The sequence below is a fragment of the Marinobacter sp. R17 genome, from assembly GCF_003789045.1.
GTDB lineage: Bacteria > Pseudomonadota > Gammaproteobacteria > Pseudomonadales > Oleiphilaceae > Marinobacter_A > Marinobacter_A mangrovi.
The window spans coordinates 39,187-59,540 of sequence record NZ_RHGZ01000015.1; the positions used below are offsets into that span (position 1 = coordinate 39,187).

At 61.1% G+C, this 20,354-nt stretch carries 17 protein-coding genes; 10 read left to right on the forward strand and 7 right to left on the reverse strand.

Annotated features, from left to right (window positions below):
- Positions 1 to 61: 61 nt before the first annotated feature.
- From ahcY to EB809_RS12020, 3 genes are all read right to left on the reverse strand, one after another.
- Positions 62 to 1,456: an adenosylhomocysteinase gene (gene ahcY, locus EB809_RS12010; protein ID WP_123635064.1), complete on the reverse strand. Its 1,395-nt coding sequence runs from the start codon at positions 1,454 to 1,456 to the stop codon at positions 62 to 64.
- Between the two features lie 206 nt (positions 1,457 to 1,662).
- Positions 1,663 to 2,853: a methionine adenosyltransferase gene (metK, locus tag EB809_RS12015; RefSeq protein WP_123635065.1), complete on the reverse strand. Its 1,191-nt coding sequence runs from the start codon at positions 2,851 to 2,853 to the stop codon at positions 1,663 to 1,665.
- A 94-nt stretch (positions 2,854 to 2,947) separates the two neighbouring features.
- Entirely contained in the window at positions 2,948 to 3,952 is a 1,005-nt protein-coding gene (locus EB809_RS12020; RefSeq protein WP_123635066.1) for an ArsR/SmtB family transcription factor, read from the reverse strand.
- A gap of 373 nt (positions 3,953 to 4,325) precedes the next feature.
- Between EB809_RS12020 and tkt the strand changes: the two genes are divergently transcribed.
- The 6 genes from tkt to EB809_RS12050 all read left to right on the forward strand — a co-directional run bounded on the left by tkt (position 4,326) and on the right by EB809_RS12050 (position 11,293).
- Entirely contained in the window at positions 4,326 to 6,326 is a 2,001-nt protein-coding gene (gene tkt, locus EB809_RS12025) for a transketolase (protein WP_123635067.1), read from the forward strand.
- A 103-nt stretch (positions 6,327 to 6,429) separates the two neighbouring features.
- The gene (gap, locus tag EB809_RS12030; protein WP_123635068.1) at positions 6,430 to 7,458 is read left to right on the forward strand and encodes a type I glyceraldehyde-3-phosphate dehydrogenase; all 1,029 of its coding nucleotides are present in this window, start codon (positions 6,430 to 6,432) and stop codon (positions 7,456 to 7,458) included.
- Positions 7,459 to 7,511: 53 nt separating this feature from the next.
- Positions 7,512 to 8,672, forward strand: a complete 1,161-nt coding sequence (locus tag EB809_RS12035; protein WP_123635069.1) for a phosphoglycerate kinase — start codon at positions 7,512 to 7,514, stop codon at positions 8,670 to 8,672.
- 31 nt (positions 8,673 to 8,703) lie between these two features.
- The gene (gene fba, locus EB809_RS12040; RefSeq protein ID WP_123635070.1) at positions 8,704 to 9,768 is read left to right on the forward strand and encodes a class II fructose-bisphosphate aldolase; all 1,065 of its coding nucleotides are present in this window, start codon (positions 8,704 to 8,706) and stop codon (positions 9,766 to 9,768) included.
- 219 nt (positions 9,769 to 9,987) lie between these two features.
- A complete protein-coding gene (locus EB809_RS12045; RefSeq protein ID WP_123635071.1) occupies positions 9,988 to 10,944 on the forward strand; it encodes a DnaJ C-terminal domain-containing protein in 957 nt (318 codons plus the stop codon).
- 10 nt (positions 10,945 to 10,954) lie between these two features.
- A complete protein-coding gene (locus EB809_RS12050) occupies positions 10,955 to 11,293 on the forward strand; it encodes a chaperone modulator CbpM (RefSeq protein ID WP_123635072.1) in 339 nt (112 codons plus the stop codon).
- A gap of 4 nt (positions 11,294 to 11,297) precedes the next feature.
- On the opposite strand, the gene EB809_RS12055 is transcribed toward EB809_RS12050, so the two are convergent.
- Positions 11,298 to 12,278 (reverse strand): NAD(P)H-dependent flavin oxidoreductase, encoded by a 981-nt coding sequence (locus EB809_RS12055; RefSeq protein ID WP_123635073.1) that lies wholly within the window; start codon positions 12,276 to 12,278, stop codon positions 11,298 to 11,300.
- A 151-nt stretch (positions 12,279 to 12,429) separates the two neighbouring features.
- Between EB809_RS12055 and EB809_RS12060 the strand changes: the two genes are divergently transcribed.
- The 4 genes from EB809_RS12060 to EB809_RS12075 all read left to right on the forward strand — a co-directional run bounded on the left by EB809_RS12060 (position 12,430) and on the right by EB809_RS12075 (position 15,927).
- Positions 12,430 to 13,161 (forward strand): DsbA family protein, encoded by a 732-nt coding sequence (locus EB809_RS12060; protein WP_123635074.1) that lies wholly within the window; start codon positions 12,430 to 12,432, stop codon positions 13,159 to 13,161.
- A 203-nt stretch (positions 13,162 to 13,364) separates the two neighbouring features.
- A complete protein-coding gene (locus EB809_RS12065) occupies positions 13,365 to 13,916 on the forward strand; it encodes a porin family protein (RefSeq protein ID WP_123635075.1) in 552 nt (183 codons plus the stop codon).
- A gap of 132 nt (positions 13,917 to 14,048) precedes the next feature.
- Positions 14,049 to 15,047 carry a rhodanese-related sulfurtransferase gene (locus EB809_RS12070; protein WP_123635076.1) on the forward strand — a complete coding sequence of 333 codons (999 nt, stop codon included), beginning with the start codon at positions 14,049 to 14,051 and terminating at the stop codon, positions 15,045 to 15,047.
- A 121-nt stretch (positions 15,048 to 15,168) separates the two neighbouring features.
- The gene (locus tag EB809_RS12075) at positions 15,169 to 15,927 is read left to right on the forward strand and encodes a YdiY family protein (RefSeq protein WP_123635077.1); all 759 of its coding nucleotides are present in this window, start codon (positions 15,169 to 15,171) and stop codon (positions 15,925 to 15,927) included.
- Between the two features lie 7 nt (positions 15,928 to 15,934).
- Here the strand turns inward: EB809_RS12075 and EB809_RS12080 are convergent, their stop codons facing one another.
- From EB809_RS12080 to EB809_RS12090, 3 genes are all read right to left on the reverse strand, one after another.
- Positions 15,935 to 16,879, reverse strand: coding sequence for a YbgA family protein (locus EB809_RS12080; RefSeq protein WP_123635078.1), 945 nt, complete (start codon positions 16,877 to 16,879; stop codon positions 15,935 to 15,937).
- Between the two features lie 64 nt (positions 16,880 to 16,943).
- Positions 16,944 to 19,169: a glycosyltransferase gene (locus EB809_RS12085; RefSeq protein ID WP_123635079.1), complete on the reverse strand. Its 2,226-nt coding sequence runs from the start codon at positions 19,167 to 19,169 to the stop codon at positions 16,944 to 16,946.
- Entirely contained in the window at positions 19,156 to 20,247 is a 1,092-nt protein-coding gene (locus tag EB809_RS12090; RefSeq protein ID WP_123635080.1) for a YbhN family protein, read from the reverse strand. Before EB809_RS12090 ends, EB809_RS12085 begins: the two co-directional genes overlap by 14 nt.
- Between the last annotated feature and the right edge of the window lie 107 nt (positions 20,248 to 20,354).

Sequence of the window (20,354 nt, forward strand, 5' to 3'; positions counted from 1 at the left end):
CGCGCCGTACTTCACTGTTGGGCAGGCGGGCGCCGCAGCACCCGCACTCCGTGGGACCGGATCAGTACTTGTAGGAGTCCGGCTTGTACGGGCCTTCCACATCAACGCCGATGTATTTGGCCTGCTGCGGCGTCAGCTTGGTGATGGTGCCACCGAAGCCTTCCACCATGGCGCGGGCCACTTCCTCGTCGAGGTGCTTGGGCAGAACCTGGACGTAAACGCCTTTCGCACGGGCGTCTTCCGGCAGGTCGGCAAAACGACGCTCGAACAGGTGCATCTGCGCCAGGACCTGGTTGGCGAAGGAGCCGTCCATGATCCGCGACGGGTGACCGGTGGCGTTGCCCAGATTCACCAGGCGGCCTTCGGACAGCAGGATCAGGTAGTCGCCGGCGGCCTTGTCACGGTGGATCAGGTGCACCTGCGGCTTGATCTCTTCCCACTCCCAGTTCTTGCGCATGTAGGCGGTGTCGATCTCGTTGTCGAAGTGGCCGATGTTGCAGACCACGGCGCCCGCCTTGATGTTCTTCAGCATGTTGGCGTCGCAGACGTTGACGTTACCGGTGGTGGTGACCAGCAGGTCGGTGTTCTGCAGCAGGTCGCGGTTGATGGCGGCCTCGGTGCCCGTGTTGATGCCGTCAACGTAAGGAGAGACGACTTCAAAACCGTCCATGCACGCCTGCATGGCGCAGATCGGGTCGGCCTCGGTGACCTTCACGATCATGCCTTCCTGGCGCAGGGAAGCGGCTGAGCCCTTGCCGACGTCGCCGTAACCGATGACCAGCGCCTTCTTGCCGGACATCAGGTGATCGGTCGCGCGCTTGATGGCATCGTTCAGGCTGTGACGACAACCGTACTTGTTGTCGTTCTTGGATTTGGTGATGGCGTCGTTGACGTTGATCGCCGGCACTTTCAGGGTGCCTTCACGCAGCATTTCCTGCAGGCGATGCACGCCGGTGGTGGTCTCCTCGGTAACGCCGTGGCAGTTGGCCAGGATGTCGGCGTATTTCTCGTGGAGCAGGGCCGTCAGGTCGCCGCCGTCGTCCAGGATCATGTTCGGCTCCCAGCCGTCCACGTCTGCACCCACGGTGCGCTCGAGACACCAGTCGTACTCTTCATCGGTTTCGCCTTTCCAGGCAAAGACTGGAATGCCCTGAGCGGCGATGGCCGCCGCGGCGTGATCCTGGGTGGAGAAGATGTTGCAGGAAGACCAGCGAACCTCGGCACCCAGCGCCACCAGCGTCTCGATCAATACCGCGGTCTGGATGGTCATGTGGATACAGCCCATGATCTTGGCGCCGGCCAGCGGCTGCTCGCCCTTGTACTTGTTGCGCAGGGCCATCAGTGCGGGCATCTCGCTCTCGGCGATCATGATTTCCTTGCGGCCCCAGTCGGCCAGGGAAATGTCACGGACCTTGTAGTCCTGGTTGGTATTCAGTTGTTCAGCCGGTGTGCTCATTGTCTGTGCTCCTGGTTCTGGTGACGTTGCCGCGACAATCGCCGCAACGCGATGATTCGTTGTTGGCTCCCCTCTCCCCTGGAGGGAGAGGGGCCGGGGGAGGGGGGGGGATTCGAACGGCAGAGTGGCCTGCTCCCCCCTCTCCCCAAACCCCTCTCCCGCAAGGGGCGAGGGGCTTTAACAGGGTGTGGCTAAAGCGCCGGGAATCAGATACCCGCAGCATCCTTCAGCGCGGCGGCCTTGTCCGTCTTCTCCCACGGGAAGGCGGTGAAGGTCTTGCCGCCGACGGTCATCTCGAACGGCTCGCGGCCGAAGTGGCCGTAGGCTGCAGTGGCGCGATACATCGGGTGCAGCAGATCCAGCATGCGGGTGATCGCATACGGACGCAGGTCAAAGTGCTGGCGGACCAGCTGGACAATCTTGTCTTCCGCGATCTTGCCGGTGCCGAAGGTGTTGATGGAGATGGAGGTCGGCTCCGCTACGCCGATGGCATAGGACACCTGGATCTCACAGCGATCGGCGAGGCCGGCCGCGACGATGTTCTTGGCCACGTAACGGCCGGCGTAAGCGGCGGAACGGTCGACCTTGGACGGATCCTTGCCGGAGAATGCACCACCACCGTGACGGGCCATGCCGCCGTAGGTGTCGACGATGATCTTGCGGCCGGTCAGGCCACAGTCACCCACCGGGCCGCCGATCACGAACTTGCCGGTCGGGTTGATGTGGAACTTGGTGTCCGCGTGCAGCAGCTCGGCCGGCAGCACGTGCTTGACGATCAGCTCCATCACCGCGTCTTTCAGGTCCGCCTGGCTGACGTTCGGGTCGTGCTGGGTGGACAGGACCACGGCATCGATGCCGGTCACGCGGCCGTTCTCGTATCGGCAGGTGACCTGGCTCTTGGCATCCGGACGCAGCCACGGCAGCAGGCCGTTCTTGCGCGCTTCGGCCTGGCGCTCCACAAGGCGGTGGGCGTAACAGATCGGCGCCGGCATCAGCACGTCGGTTTCGTTGCTGGCGTAGCCGAACATCAGGCCCTGATCGCCGGCGCCCTGGTCTTCCGGCTTCTGGCGGTCGACGCCCTGGGCAATGTCGACGGACTGCTTGCCGATGATGTTGATCACACCACAGGTGTCGCCGTCGAAGCCGACGTCGGAGGAGGTGTAGCCAATGTCCTTGATCACCGAGCGCACCAGGTCTTCCAGGTCGACCCAGGCGGAGGTGGTGATCTCGCCGCCGACGATCGCCACGCCGGTCTTGACCATGGTTTCGCACGCCACGCGGGCGTTGGGATCTTCGGTCAGGATGGCGTCCAGAACCGCATCGGAAATCTGGTCGGCCAGCTTGTCCGGATGACCTTCGGACACGGACTCGGACGTGAAGATGCTGTAGTCAGACATGCTTGCGAATTCCTTTTTGTTCAGGCGGCTTATCGCGCCGCAACATGTTGATGAAACAAAGGGTTTAAACAACGTGTGGTTGAAGGTTACGCCATCACTGGCTTTCCGGTTTCCGGAATTCACGAACCTGAATCTGGAAACCGTTTCTCAATCCGATAAAGAGGGTTTCACCGGTCTCCAGACCGGCATCACGGGCCCAGGCGCTCAGATCTTCGGGTTCAAAGCCCAGCCAGAGATCGCCACAGTTGGCCTTGGCCCAGTTCTGGTCGTGGCTGCACAGATCGCTGATGACGAGATAACCGCCATCGCGCATCAGCGCCGCCGCGTCCACGAAAATGTCCGCCGGACTCGGGACGTGGTGGAGCACCATGTTCGCAACCACCAGGTCGAAGCCACCGGTGTGTGTTGACCGGAGACGGTCGGCCGTCCCTTCGATCAGCACCACATTGCCCAGGCCGGCATCGTCGCAACTGGCCTGCGCCTTGGACAGCATGTCGCGGGAATTATCCACCGCCACCACCTGCTCGCTGACCCGGCTCAATTCCGCCAGGAAGGCGCCTTCCCCGGGGCCGATTTCCAGGCTGGTCCGCCAGCGCTGTCCGGCGGCCTTTTGCTCGATCAGACCGGTCACAGGCTCGGCATACTGGTCAAACGCCGCAATCAACTCCTGCTGCTCCCGGAATTGTTCGGCATGCCGGGCAAAGAAGGCCTGGGACTGATCCGCCCGTTGGTCGCGGATTTCCTGGATGCGCTCGCTCAAATGCATGGGCAATACCACCTGGTCCACCAGTTCGAACACCTGATGCACCGCGCGATCGGCCAGGGACTCCACATTGGAGCGTAGCGGCCGCCGGTAGAAAATCGCGTTACCTTCCCGCTGCGGCTCCAGCAGACCCGCCTGGCTCAGCACCTTGAGGTGATGGCTCATGCCGGACTGGCGCATCTCGAAAATGCGGCTGAGTTCCAGTACCCCGAACGTATCCCGCTGCAGTACCCGCAGAATCTCCAGGCGCAACGGATCGCCGCTGGCCTTGAGAACCGGCGCCAATACATCCAGCGCAGCCGGCTGGTCGGCGGAGAGGGGGGCGATACTGTTCATGGGGTGCAGTTTAGGTGCTGTTCAAAATAGGATCAATAAATATATCAAAAAATTTTGATATAGGTCTCGAAGGGGTCGGGGATCGGCTCCGGCCAACACGTTCAGATTGCCGCTGGCGATCCCGTCGTGTGTTTCTTTATAAGCGTTCAGGCAGGCCTATTTCCAAAGCTTTCCGACACTTCGATGCCAACCTTGGCAAATTCCTTTACGCGGCGTTTGAATCTTTCCCGGAATTTCCCGGGGATGCATTTGCCCATTGCCTGCCTAATCGGCGAAAATATGCGCCTTCTAGATTTCGGGCCCGGGTTCCGGTGCGGCCAACGCCGTACTGGAGTCCGCTTTGAAAGCCGTTGTATACCCTGGAGATAACTGAATGCCGTCCCGTAAAGATCTTGCCAACGCCATCCGCGCACTCAGCATGGATGCGGTCCAGAAGGCCAAATCCGGCCACCCCGGTGCCCCCATGGGCATGGCAGATATTGCCGAAGTGCTCTGGAACGATTACCTGAGCCATAACCCGACCGACCCGCACTGGGCCAACCGGGACCGCTTCGTTCTGTCCAACGGCCACGGCTCCATGCTGCAGTACTCCCTGTTGCACCTGAGCGGCTACGATCTTTCCATCGACGACCTGAAGAACTTCCGCCAACTGCACAGCAAGACGCCGGGGCACCCGGAATACGGCTACACGCCGGGCGTTGAAACCACCACGGGGCCGCTGGGCCAGGGCATTGCCAACGCGGTCGGTTTCGCTGTTGCGGAAAAGGCGCTGGCCGCCCAGTTCAACCGTGACGGCCACAACATCGTCGATCACTACACCTACGCGTTCCTGGGCGACGGCTGCCTGATGGAAGGCATCTCCCACGAAGTCTGCTCGCTGGCCGGTACGCTGGGCCTGGGCAAGCTGATCATGTTCTATGACGACAACGGTATCTCCATCGACGGTGAAGTGGACGGCTGGTTCACCGACGACACGCCCAAGCGCTTCAATGCCTACGGCTGGCAGGTGATTCCGGACGTCGACGGCCACAACGCCGAGGAAGTCCGGCGCGCCATCGAAGAGGCCCGTGCCAACACCGATCAGCCCACGCTGATCTGCTGCAAGACCATCATCGGCTTCGGCGCACCCAACAAGCAGGGCACCGAGAGCTGCCACGGCGCCGCTCTGGGTGAAGACGAAATCGTCGCCACCCGCGAGAACCTGGGCTGGAACCACCCGGCGTTCGAGATCCCGGACGACATCTACGCCGCCTGGGACGCTCGCGAAAAGGGCGCCGCAGCCCAGAAGAGCTGGAACGAAACCTTCGCCGCCTACAAGAGCGCGCACCCGGAGCTGGCCGCCGAATTCGAACGCCGCGTGAAAGGCGATCTGCCGGCGGACTTCTCCGAGAAGGCGGACGCCTACATCAACGAGCTGCAGGCCAAGGGCGAAACCGTGGCCAGCCGTAAAGCCTCGCAGAATACCCTGAACGCGTTCGGCCCGATGCTGCCGGAACTGCTGGGCGGCTCCGCCGACCTGGCCGGCTCCAACCTGACCATCTGGAACGGCAGCAAAGGCATCAACAAGGAAGACGCCAGCGGCAACTACCTCTATTACGGGGTGCGCGAGTTTGGCATGGCCGCCATCATGAACGGCATCGCCCTGCACGGCGGCTTCGTACCCTACGGCGCGACCTTCCTGATCTTCATGGAATACTGTCGCAATGCCGTGCGCATGGCGGCGCTGATGAAGCAGCGTTCCATCTTCGTGTTTACCCACGATTCCATCGGTCTGGGCGAAGACGGCCCGACCCACCAGCCGATCGAACAACTGGCGACGCTGCGGGTCACTCCGAACATGCACGTCTGGCGTCCTGCCGATGCGGTTGAATCCGCGGTGGCCTGGAAAGCCGCGCTGGAGCGCAACGACGGTCCGTCCTCGCTGGTCTTCTCCCGCCAGGGGCTGCCGCATCAGGATCGTACCGCGGCGCAGGTGGCGGATATCGCCAAGGGCGCCTACGTCCTGTCCGACAGTGACGGCACGCCGGACCTGATCCTGATCGCCACCGGCTCCGAAGTTGGCCTGGCCCAGGACGCCGCGGCGCAACTGCGTGAGCAGGGCCAGAAAGTCCGCGTCGTGTCCATGCCGTCCGCCGAAGTGTTCGAAGCCCAGGATGCCAAGTACAAGCAGCAGGTACTGCCGCTGGATGTCACCAACCGCATCGCCATCGAGGCGGCGGCTGAGGACTACTGGTACAAGTACGTCGGCCTGGACGGTCGCATCGTTGGCATGAGCAGCTTTGGCGAGTCCGCACCGGCCGGTGACCTGTTCAAGTTCTTCGGATTCACGGTCGACAACGTGGTCGCCGTGGCCCAGGACCTGCTGGATAACTAAGTCGTCACGATTCAGTTAAAAATCATCGTTACGATTCAAGTAAAATACAGTCGTTGGGTTGCCCTTCGACTGTATTTTTTCATCCGGGAGACGCCACTACGTCATGGCATATCGTCTGGCAATTAATGGCTACGGCCGCATCGGTCAGTGTGTTCTGCGGGCCCTTTATGAGAACGACTATCGCGATGCGCTGCAGGTGGTCGCCATTAATGAACTGTCCGATCTCGAAACCATTGCCCACCTGACCCGCTACGACTCGACCCACGGCCGATTCCGCGGGGACGTTAACAGCAACGGCACCGGTCTGGTGGTCAACGGCGACGAGATCCAGGTCCTGCGGGCCAGCCATCCGGCGGAGTTGCCCTGGTCGTCATTGGACGTGGACCTGGTGCTCGAATGCACCGGGGCGTTCAGCGATCGCGCGACGGCCCAGCATCACCTGGACGCCGGTGCCCCGCGATTGCTGTTTTCCCAGCCGGCGGAACCCGATGTGGACCGGACGGTGGTGTATGGCATCAACGAGCAGGACCTGACCTCGGACGACCGCATCGTCTCCAACGCCTCCTGCACGACCAATTGCGTGGTGCCGGTGATCAAGGCGCTGGATGACGCGTTCGGGGTGGAGCAGGGGGCCATCACCACCATCCACGCGGCCATGAACGACCAGCCGGTGATCGACGCCTACCACCACAACGACCTGCGGCGCACCCGCAGTGCCCTGCACAACATCGTGCCGGTGGATACCGGTCTGGCGCGCGGCATTGAGCGCTTGCTGCCCAAGATGAAAGACCGCTTCAGTGCGGTAGCGATGCGGGTACCGACCCTGAACGTGTCCGCCATCGACATGACCGTGAACGTCTCCGAAAACACCGATGTGGCGACCGTGAACCGGATCATCCGGGAGGCCGCAAAAGGCTCTCTGGACGGCATTGTCGGCTACACCGACGAGCCCCTGGCCAGCGCCGATTTCAACCATGACCCGCGCTCCGTCATTGTCGACGGCGGCCAGACCCGGGTCAGCGGCGGTCGCATGGTGAAGGTTCTGTGCTGGTTCGATAACGAATGGGGGTTTGCCAACCGCATGCTGGACGTCAGTCGCAGCTGGCTGTCCCGCTTCGTCGAATCCCGATAACCACTAAAAACGTTTTGACGCCTTTATCAACGCTTTGAAAAAAGGAAAGTTTCATGACGATCAAGAAAATGACCGAGCTGGATCTCGCCGGAAAACGCGTCCTGATCCGTGAAGACCTGAACGTCCCGGTTAAGGACGGCAAGGTGAGCAGCGATGCCCGTATCCGCGCGTCCCTGCCGACCATCAAGGCGGCACTGGAAGCCGGTGCCAAAGTCATGCTGATGTCCCACCTGGGTCGGCCGGAAGAAGGCGTCTATGACGAGGCGTCGTCCATGAAACCGGTTGCGGAGCACCTGGGCGGCTTGCTGGGCCAGCCGGTGCGCCTGATCAAGGACTACCTGGACGGCGTTGAGGTTGCGGACGGCGAAGTGGTCCTGTTCGAGAACGTCCGTTTCAACAAGGGCGAAAAGAAAGACGACGAAGCCCTGGCCCAAAAGTACGCGGCCCTGTGCGACGTCTACGTGATGGACGCGTTCGGTACGGCTCATCGGGCCCAGGCGTCGACCCACGGCGTCGCCAAATTCGCCCCGGAGGCGTGTGCCGGCCCACTGCTGGCGGCCGAGCTTGACGCGCTGACCAAGGCGCTGGAAACCCCGAAAGCCCCGGTTGTAGCGATTGTGGGCGGCTCTAAAGTGTCCACCAAGCTGGACGTGCTGAACGCCCTGTCCAAAATCTGCGACCAGATCATCGTTGGCGGCGGCATCGCCAATACCTTCCTGGCTGCGGCCGGTCATCCGGTGGGCAAGTCGCTGTGCGAGCACGATCTGATCGACACCGCCAAGGACATCGCCAGCCGCGTGAAGATTCCGCTGCCGGAAGATGTGGTTGTCGCCGGTGAGTTTGCTGAAGACGCTAAAGCCACCATCAAGTCCATCGACGAGGTGGGTGAAGGCGACATGATCCTGGACGTCGGCCCGAAAACGGCGGCGCACTTTGCGGAGCTGCTGAAGTCCGCCAACACGATTCTCTGGAACGGTCCGGTCGGCGTGTTCGAATTCGACCAGTTCGGTGAGGGCACCAAGGCCCTGGCCAACGCCATTGCCCAGAGCGACGCCTTCTCACTGGCCGGCGGCGGCGACACCGTGGCGGCCGTTGACAAGTACGGCGTGAGTGACAAGATTTCCTATATATCGACGGGCGGTGGCGCCTTCCTGGAGTTCGTGGAAGGCAAAACCCTGCCCGCCGTCGCGGTGTTGGAAGAGCGCGGCGCGTAATCCGAATCAATTCTTCGAGGAGATTTATCCAATGGCCCTGATTTCAATGCGCCAGCTGCTGGACCACGCCGCCGAGTACGGCTACGGCGTGCCGGCTTTCAACGTTAACAACCTGGAACAGATGCGCGCCATCATGGAAGCGGCCGACAAGACCGATTCCCCGGTCATCGTCCAGGCCTCTGCCGGTGCACGTAAGTACGCCGGTGCACCGTTCCTGCGCCACCTGATTCTGGCGGCGGTGGAAGAATTCCCGCACATCCCGGTGGTCATGCACCAGGATCACGGCACCAGCCCGTCCGTATGCCAGCGCTCCATCCAGCTGGGTTTCAGCTCCGTGATGATGGACGGCTCCCTCGGTGAAGACGGCAAGACCCCGACCGACTACGAGTACAACGTCGACGTCACCCGTCGTACCGTGGAAATGGCCCACGCCTGTGGCGTGTCCGTGGAAGGCGAGCTGGGTTGCCTGGGCTCCCTGGAAACCGGTCAGGCCGGTGAGGAAGACGGCATCGGCGCGGAAGGCACCCTGGATCACAGCCAGATGCTGACCGACCCGGAAGAAGCCGCCGACTTCGTCAAGAAGACCCACGTGGACGCCCTGGCCATCGCCATCGGCACCAGCCACGGCGCCTACAAGTTCACCCGTCCGCCCACCGGCGACATCCTGGCGATCGACCAGATCAAGAAGATCCACGCCCGCATCCCGGACACGCACCTGGTCATGCACGGCTCCAGCTCCGTGCCCCAGGACTGGCTGCAGATCATCAACGAGTTCGGCGGCGAGATCCCGGAGACCTATGGTGTGCCGGTTGAGGAAATCGTTGAAGGCATCAAGCACGGCGTGCGCAAGGTCAACATCGACACCGACCTGCGTCTGGCGTCCACCGGTGCGATCCGTCGCTTCCTGGCCCAGAACACCGCCGAGTTCGACCCGCGCAAATACCTGAAGGAATCCGTGAAGGCCATGAGCGAAATCTGCATGGCCCGCTACGAAGCCTTCGGCACTGCCGGCAACGCCAGCAAGATCAAGGCGATCAACCTGGAAGAGATGTTCGGGCGCTACGAGCGCGGTGAGCTGGATCCGAAGGTGAATTGATCCTCCTGTTGCGATGATTGAAAGCCCCGGGCGCTTCACGGCCCCGGGGCTTTTTCTTTGCTGATTCATTGACCCGCATCAATCCCGCCCCCTATGCGAACAAGCCCTCATCACCGGATACTTGTATTCCGCTGATTCGGAACAATTATTGATCAATAAACAAATCGACTACGCTTGCATGAGGTAAGCGCAGACTCATCCGGAGGGTGCGAATCCAGTATGGAATTCAAGGACTACTACGCGACATTGGGCGTCAAAGAAGACGCGTCGCCCGATGAGATCAAGAAGGCCTACCGCAAGCTGGCGCGCAAGTATCATCCCGACATCAGCAAAGAGGACAAGGCCGAGGACAAGTTCAAGGACGTCGGCGAAGCCTACGAGGTGCTGAAGGATCCGGAGAAGCGCGAGGAATACGACCAGCTGCGCAAATACGGCGCCGGCCGCGGCGATCATTTCGAACCGCCGCCCGGCTGGCAGAGCTCGTCCCGCTTTGGCGGTGGCGGTTACACCGAAGCCGATGCCGGCCAGTTCAGCGATTTCTTTGAGTCCATCTTTGGCGGCGGCGGTCGTCATGGCGGCTTTGGCGGATTCCGTCAGAACATGCGCATGCGCGGCGAGGACGTGCATGCCAGGCTCGCCCTGTTCCTGGAAGAAGCCTACAACGGCTGCGAAAAGCAGGTGAGCTTCGACGTCACCGAGTCCGACAGTCAAGGCATGCCGTTGCGGCGCAACAAGACCTTGAAGGTGAAAATTCCCGCGGGCATGTCCCAGGGTCAGCACATTCGCTTGAAAGGCCAGGGGGCTCCGGGATTTGGCGGCGGCGAGCCGGGTGACCTGTTCATTGAGGTGGAGCTGGCGCCTCACCCGGTCTTTACCGTCGAAGGGCGTGACCTGATCATGAAGCTCCCGGTGACACCCTGGGAGGCGGCGCTGGGAGCGGAGGTCACGGTGCCGACACTCGGCGGCAAGGTGAAGGTCAAAGTGCCCAAGGGCGCCACCGCGGGTAAGAAGCTGCGTCTGAAAGGCAAGGGGCTGCCCGGCAAGACGGCCGGCGACCAGATCGTGGTGCTGCAGATCGCTGTGCCGCACAAGCACACCGACGACAGCGAAGCCCTATACAAGCAACTGGCTGAGGCGGAGAAGGGATTCAATCCCCGCGCCCATCTGAAAGTGTAACGGAGCATCGATTGTGAAGACCGAAACAAGCTATCAGGTGGAAATACTCGACCAGCGCACCCGGTTTACGCTGCGGGAAGTGTGCGAGCGCAGCGATGTGCATGCGGAGTTTGTGGTCAAGCTGGTGAATTACGGGGTGATTGCGCCTATCGACGAAGGTCCGGCCAGCACCTGGGCGTTCGATGCCATGGCGCTGGCCCGCCTGCGCAAGGCCCAACGCCTGCAACGGGACCTGAAACTGAACGTGCCGGGCCTGGCCATGTCCCTGGATTTGCTGGACGATGTCGAGCAGCTGCGCCGGGAGGTGGCCCGGCTGAACCAGCAGCTGCGTCAGTTTATGGAAGACTGACCCATCAGGCGCTGAAGTACCGGGCGCTGAGCTGCGTCATGGCGTCCCGGTACTCGCCGCGGAGACGGCCAATCAGTTCTTCGACTGTCAGCACATCGTGAATGGCACTCACGCCCTGGCCGGCGGACCAGACCGTTTTCCAGGCCCTGGCCTCGTCGTCCACGGGCTTGAGCTTCTCGCCGTAATCGATGGCGCCGGGCTGGTTGAGCCTGTCCATGGGATAGCCGGCCGCTTCCAGGCTCTGGCGCATGAAGTTGGCTGGAATGCCGGAGACCGCCGGCGTATGGATGATGTCGCCGGAAACCGCCTCCAGAATCATTTCCTGATAGGCCTGATCCGCCCGGGATTCGCCGGTATTGATAAAGCGGGTGCCCATGTAACCCAGATCGGCGCCCATGGCCTGGGCGGCCAGCAGATCTTCACCGCGCGACAGGCAACCGGCCAGCAGGATGGTGCCGTCGAACACGTCCCGGATTTCCTTGACCAGAACCATTGGATTGGTGGTCCCGGCATGGCCACCGGCTCCTGCGGATACCGCGATAATGCCATCGACACCGGCCTCGGCGGCTTTCCTGGCATGCTTCTGGTTGGTGACGTCGTGGAACACCAGCCCGCCGTAGCTGTGTACCGTATCCACCACATGGCTGGCGGCACCGAGGGAGGTAATCACGATCGGTACCCGATGCTGCTTGCACAGGGCCAGGTCGGCTTCCCAGCGTGGGTTGGTGCGATGCACGATCAGGTTTACGGCATAAGGAGCGACGACGCGGTTAGGCTCGGCCTCACGCAGCCCTGAGAGTGTGTTGTTCATCTGGATCAGCCAATCCTCGAAGCCCTTGCTGGACCGTTGGTTGAGGGCCGGGAAACTGCCCACAATGCCCTGGCGGCAGCATGCCAGTGCCAGCTCCGGTCCGGAGATGAGGAACATGGGTGCGGCGATCAGGGGCAGGCTGAGCTGATCTTTCAGCGTGGCAGGTATGGGCACGGGGCGATCCTCTTATTATGCTTGTGGCGCAGGTCAGAAGGGGACGTTACCCCAACCTGTGCCGGTCGTCTATTGTAGCGGATAGCCGGTGGTGTAAGCTGGTTTCCAGCGGAAGACACGGGATAGGAACCCGAATAAGGAGACAAGAAAAATGGGTGAGGCAAAACGGCGTCAGGCCACAGGGAAGCGCAGTCCTGTTTCGGAGCGCAAGCACCATCGCACGTTGTTGTTTGGCGCGGCTGCCGCTGTCGGGGTTCTCGTCCTGATGGCGTTGTTGTGGTGGGTCACGCAACCACCGGGGGCGGGCTCTGACGAGCTGCCCGTGGCGACCAGCAATCGACCTTTCCCGTCCACGTATGATGCCGTCGGCGTCTCCATCGGTGCAGCCGATGCGCCCATTGTGGTGCGCGAATTTGCCGACTACCAGTGTCCGGCCTGCGCCCGATTTGCACCGGCCTCGGAGAAGCTTCGCGACACCTACGTGAAAGAGGGCAAGGTGCGCCTGGTGTTTTTCGACCTGCCCCTGCGCCAGCACAAGAACGCCATGCCCGCGGCCCTGGCTGCCCGCTGTGCCGCCGACCAACAGGCGTTCTGGCCGATGCAGGACAAACTCTATGACAGCCAGTTCGACTGGGAGGGCCTGTCCGATCCGGTGCCCGCCTTCACCCGCTATGCCGATGAGCTGGGGCTCGACAGCCGTCGCCTGTCCCGCTGCATCGAAACCGACCTGCACCGGGATGTGATCAACCAGAGCGTCGGCGTCTCCCAGAAAATGAAAGTGGCCAGCACACCGACCGTCTACGTGAACAACATCCGCCTGACCCGCCCGGGCTGGGCGCAGCTGGATGCGGTGATTAAGCGGGAACTGTCCGGGCAGCCGTAGTCGTTTCCGACTGGCAGCGCCCCCGGAGACTATATCTGTGGCACTACATTCTGTGGTTTGGACCGACAGCTTTTACGTTCTATGACGCTTGTTGGCTGGCGAGTTCCCGTCGCCTTGAATACCATAACCGCGATTTCGTGACCCGTACCGTTAAGAGTGGGGCATGAAACGATACATAAGGTATTCAACGATAAGGATCAGTCATGAAAAAAAGCGCTATCGCTGTGCTGGCAAGTGTTCTCTTCTCTGGACACGTGCTGGCTGATGACGCCCAGCCCAAGGCCTATCTGGGCCTGAATTACCTGGCGGCTCAATATGAAGAAGACGGCGTTGACGATACTCTGGATCTGGGCGCCATCTATGTTCAACTGGGTGCGCAGATCAATCCCTACCTTGCTGGCGAACTTCGTGTTGGCTCGGGTGTGACCGACGATTCCACGACCATTTACGGAGTGGATGCGAGTCTCGAGCTCAAGAACCTGTTCGGCGGCTATCTGAGAGCGGGGATTCCCACCGGAACCTTGATTTACCCATACGTAATCGCGGGTTTTACACGTGCGGAACTGGAAGTGAGTGCCTCTGACGGCTATTACAGCGCCTCTAACTCGGATTCCGGATCAGATGTCTCATACGGTGCCGGTATCAACCTGAATATCACCGACAACGTTGCGGCCAATATCGAGTACATGCAGTACTACGATAAAGACGGCGTTGAAATTGCCGGCCTCTCCCTTGGTGGTCAGTTCAAGTTCTGATCTCTGCCGTGAAGGCACCGTGATACATCGGTGTCTTCCGCAAGACTCTTCTTTCTCCTGTGTGCATTGGTTAGAATTCGCCCTCTGTTAACCCATGCTCCGGATTTACGGTCCGGCCCGCAGGAGAAGAAAATGAACGATGTTGTTGTCTGCGCGTTGTATAAATTCACCGCGCTGGAAGATTATGAGCGTCTGCGCGATCCCCTGCTGACGCTGCTCAATACCCACGATGTTCGCGGTACCCTGCTGCTGGCCTGCGAAGGCATCAATGGCACCATCGCCGGTTCCCGCGCCGGTATCGATGCGGTCAAGGACTGGCTGGCTGAAGACAGCCGTTTCGATGGTGTCGATTTCAAGGAATCCTTCGTCGATATCCAACCCTTTAAACGCACCAAGGTGAAGCTCAAGAAAGAGATCGTCACCATGGGCGTGGAAGATATCGATCCCCGCCGTACCGTCGGTACCTACGTCGACCCCAAGGAATGGAATGCACTGATTTCCGACCCTGAGGTCGTGCTGGTCGACACCCGCAACCAGTACGAAGTGGAAGTCGGCACCTTCCGCAATGCCGTCAACCCGACCACCGACACCTTCCGGGAATTCCCGGAATACGTGGCCCAGAACCTGGACCCGCAGAAACACCGCAAGGTCGCCATGTTCTGCACCGGCGGTATCCGCTGCGAAAAGTCCACCGCGTTCCTGAAGGAGCAGGGCTTCGATGAGGTCTATCACCTCAAGGGAGGCATCCTGAAGTACCTGGAAGACGTACCTGAAGAGGACAGCCTCTGGGAAGGCGAGTGTTTTGTGTTTGACGACCGTGTGACCGTTAACCACAAACTCGAGCGGGGCGGCTACGATCAGTGCCACGCCTGCCGGCGTCCCATTACCGATGCGGACAAGGACCGGCCCGAGTACGAGCAGGGCGTCAGCTGCCACCAGTGCATTGGCGACCTGACGCCCGAGCAGCGCGCCCGGTTTGCCGAGCGCGAGAAGCAGATCCGTCTGGCCCGTCAACGCGGCGAGTCCCACGTGGGTGGTGAAGCCGCCGCCGTGATTGCCGAACGCAAGGCCGCCAAGCGTGCAGAGCGTGCCCGTCAGGCCGAGCAGAGCCGTCAGGGTGAGCAGGGCTGATCTGCCCTGATTGTGTGCCTGTCTCGGCTATCGACTTTTCCTGGCTGTCCCCCATCGTGTTTCATAGGCACGTTTGGTGCATAACCATCAAGTACGATGAAAGGTGACGAAAGGAGTTGGCATGCGAGTGAGTAAACAGGTTCTTCTGGCGACGGTCGTGGCGTCAGCATCGCCCGTCGCCCTGGCGGAGGATGCCGGAGTGCCCTGGAAAGGCGAGGGTGAATTGGGTGTTCTGATCACCGAGGGCAACAGTAAGTCCACCAATATCAACGCCCGACTCGCCCTCAAGCACGAAGTGGAGAAGTGGCGTAATACCATGGAGTTGCGCTCGGTTTATGCAGAAGCCGAGGACGATGAGACCGGGGAAGACGAAACCACCTCCGAGAAATACAACGCCCAGGCCGAAACCAACTACAAGTTTGATGAGAGGCAGTTCTGGTTCCTGCGGGGCGCCTACGAGGATGACCGGTTTTCCGGCTACGATTTCCAGTCCTCTGCCAGTACCGGTTACGGTAACCGGGTCTGGGAGCAGGGTGAAAAATCGTTTCTGGAGCTCAAGGCCGGTGCCGGTTATCGCTACAATCTACTCCAGGAACCGGACGAAAATGGTAACGATGCCGAAAAAGGGACCATCCTGCGCTTCGCCGGAGCCTTCAACTACGCGCTGTCTGAAAACGCCCTGTTTATCCAGGAGCTGAGCACGGAAGTGGGGGTCCAGGATGGCAAGGCCACGTCGGAATCTTTAACCGCACTGCAGGCGAATGTCGTCGGCAACCTGTCCATGAAGCTCGGCTATCGCGTCAAGCACGAGTCTGAAGTGCCGCCGGGTACCGAAAAAACCGATACCGAAATCTCTCTCGCCCTCCTGTACGGCTTCTGATCACCGTCTAGATGGTGTTCCTCAGGCCCAGCTCCTCCGGGTAAGGAGCCATGTATTCCTGCCGGTCCAGGTATTCCCCGGGCTGGCGGCGATGGGCCATACGCAGTAACGACATGGGCACGATCAGCGGAACCTCCGAACGCTGATAAGCGTTGATCTGCTCGCTGATCTCGGCCCGGTCACTGGCGCTCAACGTCTCCCGCAGGAAGCCCATCATGTGCTGCATGACGTTGGCGTGGGCGCCCCGGCTGATGTGCTTCTTCATGGTGCTCATGAACAGCTCGATGTAACGGCCGGCCACCACGTCCACAGGTTCCTGCTTCTGGTTAGCGATCAGCCGGCCGAGTTCCCGGTAAGAAGGCTCGCAATGGGCCATCAGCTGGAATTTGTGGCGGGTGTGGAACGCCACCAGGCCGGCCCGAGTAAAGCCTTCGCTCTCCATCCGTTTCCAGTCGTCGTAGGCAAAGACCCGCTCAATGAAGTTTTCCCGCAGGTGGCTGTCGTGCAGCCGGCCTTCTTCTTCCACGGGAAGCAGGGGATAGGCGTCCATCAGCGCCTCCGCAAACAGGCCACGCCCGTCCCGGTGAATCGTTCGGCCCTTGTCGTTGTGCACCTTGATGCGTTCCATGCCGCAGCTGGGCGATTTGGCCATCAGGATATAGCCACGAAGATCGTCCAGGCCGGGCAGGGCGCTCCCGATCCAGTCCTGCATGGCATCCGTGTGGTCTTCGGTCCCCTTCGATTCGATCAGACGAACGGCATCGCCGTCCTGGCGTAATTGAATGGCGGGGCGGGGCGCGCCCAGGCCGGCTTCCAGTTCCGGGCAGAGCGGTCGGTAGTCAAAGTAGCGGGCCAGCACGCCGGTGCAGAAACGAGAGTGCTTGTGACCGCCGTCGTGGCGGACGTTTTTGCCCAGCAGGCAGGTACTGATACCGACGGGAATTTTGCTCATGATGTGCCAGCCCCTTTCAACGATTGCGTATGGAGAACTGATACGTGGTCCGGCCTGCAGCCGATCAGCGGCCTTTGCGTTTGTGGTAGTCGGCCAGCACCGTGGCGTAGATCCCTTCCACGTCGTAGGCGAAGTGATCGATGGAATAGTCCCGGGCGAAGGCCAGGGCATTCTCGGACAGGCGTTGGTGCAGTTCCGGATCATCCATCAGGCGCTGCACCGCGCGGCGCCATTTCTCCCGATTGCGGGGCGTCTTGAACCCGTTGTAGTCATCCCGGACCACATCGTCGATGCCGCTGGAACGGACTGCGACCACCGGCATTGCCGCGGCCATGGCCTCCAGGATCACCATGCCCTGGGTTTCCGAGACCGAGGCGAACAGGAAGGTATCGCCCAACTGGTAGTAGGTCGGCATGTCGTCCGGCGGGACGGCGCCCACGAGAATGAAGGTGTCGGAGAGCTTCAGGTCGTCGATTTTCTGCTGCAGGCGCTGGCGCTCATGGCCGTCGCCGATCATCAGGAACCGGAACGGGCGCTCACTCTTCGCTTTCAGGCTGGCGATGGCCTCAATCATGAAGTCGATGTTCTTCTCGGTGGACAGGCGCGAGACGCTGACAAACACGTGCTCGTCGTCGTAAATGTCCAGTTTGCGGCGCAGCCTGGCGACGTCTTCATCAGACACCTGCTGGAAACGCTCGAACTCGATCCCGGTGGGTTGCACGAAGGCGAGGGATTTCACGCCGATCATGCGCAGGTATTCCTCCGCCGAATACGTCGGCACGATCACCACGTCACACTTGTTGGCGAAGCGTTTGATCAGCGCGTGGGAAATCAGGTTCCGGAAGATCTTGCCGGGCAGCGGCACGAAGTGGGCGTAGTGCTCCAGCCGCGTGTGGTAGGTGTAGACCGCCGGCACCTTCAGGCGCCGCGCCATCCACAGGCCCAGTGAGCCCAGCCAGAAGGGGTGGTGCAGGTGAATCAGGTCGGGCTTGAAGGCACGCACTTCCCGGCGGATTCGACCCAGGAAAATGTTCGCCAGCCGGAACTCGCTCTGGGCCCCCATGCTCACCAGCGACGGCACTCGCAGTACGTGGTCCTCATCCGGTTTCTGGTCGCGGTAGCTGGGCGCCACGATGCGGACCGGGTGCTTCAGGGCTTCCAGCCCCCGCCGCAGACGCTCGATCGACAGGGGCACGCCACCGATGAACGGCAGGTAGTTGTTGGTGAACATGACGATGCGCAGGTGTTTCTCGCGCCAGGGGGACGGATCCAGGTCGAAGTCCGGGTAGTAGTCCCGGTCCACGAAAATCAGCGAGTAGAGCTTGATGGTGATCAGCCCCAGGATGCACAGGAACAGGATGAAATTGACATAGCCCACGTAGAACAGCGAGTGGATAAAGAACCACAGGCTTTCCAGCTGTTTGAAAATCGGGTGCTGGCCGATGTCCAGCCGTTCCAGCGTGGTGTTGATGCCCTCCGGTGACACGTCCACACGAACGAAGTGATAGAAGCTGGTGTCGTTGTTCAGCACCAGCCCACCGGCACCGCCGGTGATGATGTAGCGGGTCGGGCCGTGGCGCTGCTCGGAATACAGCGGCAGGTTGGCGGAGAATACGGCGTCCACATCGTATTGCCGGAAGCGCTTGACCAACCCGTCACGGAACGGCTTGTTCTGCAGGTATTCGTCTTCGTCGTCGAACAGCGTGTCCTGGTTGGTCTTTTGCAGCGGCTCACCGATGAACACGAAGCGGTGCTGGCTTTTGTCCTGCTTGAACAGGTCATCCAGCCAGCGCAGCTGCCAGCGCCAGGAGGTCTTGCCCGTGGCGTCGAGGAACACGAACAGGCTGTTGCCGGTGTGGAGCGAGTAGAAATAGGGGCCGAAGTGTTCGTAGAAGCGGAAGCTGCCGAAGTTGCTGAATTCGTTGTCGCCGAAGGTCAGCAGGTAGGGCACGTGGAGCCGGCTGAGGGTGCGGAAGATGGCTCGGTATTTGTCTTCACCGCCGCTGCTCACGGCGTTGCCCGCGGAGATCACGAAGTCCACGTCGGCGTCGTTCAGCATCGGGATGATCTTGCGCTCGAACACCCCCACCGAATTGTTGATGTTGCCCACCACCGCAAAGCTGTAGGAGTCCTGACCATCCAGGGACTGGTGCAGCCGGTCGATCTGGTCGGTGTGGACGCCTTCGTAGTTGGGCTCGAAAAAGTCCAGATAGATCTTGTAGCCGATCACCAGAATGACGGTCAGCAGGCAGAGGTAGAACAGCGCCTTGAGCGGTTTACGTTGGATCATCCCCGGTCCTTGTGAGCGCGGCATCCGCCTCCCGACGCTGGCGGCGTCCGGCCGACAGCTCCACCTGCATCAGGATCAGTCCGATGATCATGCCCAGGTAGATCGTCAGGAACCGCCAGGCAATGGTCACCAGCACCAGGTGGCCCGGACTGAGCAGCGTTCTGAAAAAGGTACCGAAAACCCCCTCGGAAATGCCAGAGGCGCCGGGGGTCGGGGCGAAATACATCACGAATGTGGTCACGAACAGCAGGCCCAGGACCGTCAGGTAATCCACATCGTACCCCAGTGTCAGCATCAGCAGGGCAGGAAATGAAAACAGGCTGATCAGGAACGTCAGGGTGAACAGCACCGACAGCGCGACACAGTGGCGTGGCCCCCTGAGATAGACCTTGAACGCCCGTGAGAAACGGGTCATCTCCCGCTTCATATGGAACTGCCAGCGCTTGTGCCGGCGCGGGCCGATCAGGTGAGCCCGTCGCAGGCCCTGCAGTACCTGTGTCAGCAGCAGGATCAGCCAGCGGGTGCGCCAGAGCACCACCGCAAAAAAGCCCAGGTAGAGGGCAATAAACACCGCCAGCAACTCGGAAACCCGGCCGATGATGGCGCGGCCCTGCAGCGCATCAAGCCAGAGCAGGCAGGCCGGCGTGACCGTAAAGATGAAGGCGATCGCCAGCACGGTCCGGATGGTGGTCGCCGCGGTGGCCGTCCCCAGCCGGACGCCGTGTCGCCGCAGGTACCAGATCTGTGCCACGCCGCCGCCGGTGGCCATGGGGGTGACGTTGGAGAAAAAGATATTGATGAAAACCAGCCGCACCATGTGCCGGAACGGAATCGTGTGCCCCAGGGCCCGCAGCGTGTAGTAGAGCCGAAGACCATCCGACAGCCAATAAACCAGCAACAGAAGGAGCGCCCCGACCAGGAACCAGGGATTGAGCAGCCGCTCGTCGAACTGGAAATTGCGCTCGGCGAACTGCGAATAGATGGTCCAGGTCCCGGCTATGCTGAAGAGAAGAAACAGCAGCGTGAAGCCGGCCAGACGCCATCCGGAACCTTCGGGTTGTTGTCGGGACTCGGCCATGAGGGCTCTCTGTGTGGGTGCAGCGGAAGTGTACTGCGAGTGCAGGGGGCACTGGCAAGTCTCTGAGACATCAAGAAATGTGGAGCATGTGCTGGATTCGGGCGGGA

Excerpts from the sequence above, each read along its gene's own strand:
- ahcY (WP_123635064.1), bottom strand. The coding sequence starts at position 1,456 with ATGAGCACACCGGCTGAACAACTGAATACCAACCAGGACTACAAGGTC.
- metK (WP_123635065.1), bottom strand. The coding sequence starts at position 2,853 with ATGTCTGACTACAGCATCTTCACGTCCGAGTCCGTGTCCGAAGGTCAT.
- EB809_RS12020 (WP_123635066.1), bottom strand. The coding sequence starts at position 3,952 with ATGAACAGTATCGCCCCCCTCTCCGCCGACCAGCCGGCTGCGCTGGAT.
- tkt (WP_123635067.1), top strand. The coding sequence starts at position 4,326 with ATGCCGTCCCGTAAAGATCTTGCCAACGCCATCCGCGCACTCAGCATG.
- gap (WP_123635068.1), top strand. The coding sequence starts at position 6,430 with ATGGCATATCGTCTGGCAATTAATGGCTACGGCCGCATCGGTCAGTGT.
- EB809_RS12035 (WP_123635069.1), top strand. The coding sequence starts at position 7,512 with ATGACGATCAAGAAAATGACCGAGCTGGATCTCGCCGGAAAACGCGTC.
- fba (WP_123635070.1), top strand. The coding sequence starts at position 8,704 with ATGGCCCTGATTTCAATGCGCCAGCTGCTGGACCACGCCGCCGAGTAC.
- EB809_RS12045 (WP_123635071.1), top strand. The coding sequence starts at position 9,988 with ATGGAATTCAAGGACTACTACGCGACATTGGGCGTCAAAGAAGACGCG.
- EB809_RS12060 (WP_123635074.1), top strand. The coding sequence starts at position 12,430 with ATGGGTGAGGCAAAACGGCGTCAGGCCACAGGGAAGCGCAGTCCTGTT.
- EB809_RS12065 (WP_123635075.1), top strand. The coding sequence starts at position 13,365 with ATGAAAAAAAGCGCTATCGCTGTGCTGGCAAGTGTTCTCTTCTCTGGA.
- EB809_RS12070 (WP_123635076.1), top strand. The coding sequence starts at position 14,049 with ATGAACGATGTTGTTGTCTGCGCGTTGTATAAATTCACCGCGCTGGAA.
- EB809_RS12075 (WP_123635077.1), top strand. The coding sequence starts at position 15,169 with ATGCGAGTGAGTAAACAGGTTCTTCTGGCGACGGTCGTGGCGTCAGCA.
- EB809_RS12080 (WP_123635078.1), bottom strand. The coding sequence starts at position 16,879 with ATGAGCAAAATTCCCGTCGGTATCAGTACCTGCCTGCTGGGCAAAAAC.
- EB809_RS12085 (WP_123635079.1), bottom strand. The coding sequence starts at position 19,169 with ATGATCCAACGTAAACCGCTCAAGGCGCTGTTCTACCTCTGCCTGCTG.
- EB809_RS12090 (WP_123635080.1), bottom strand. The coding sequence starts at position 20,247 with ATGGCCGAGTCCCGACAACAACCCGAAGGTTCCGGATGGCGTCTGGCC.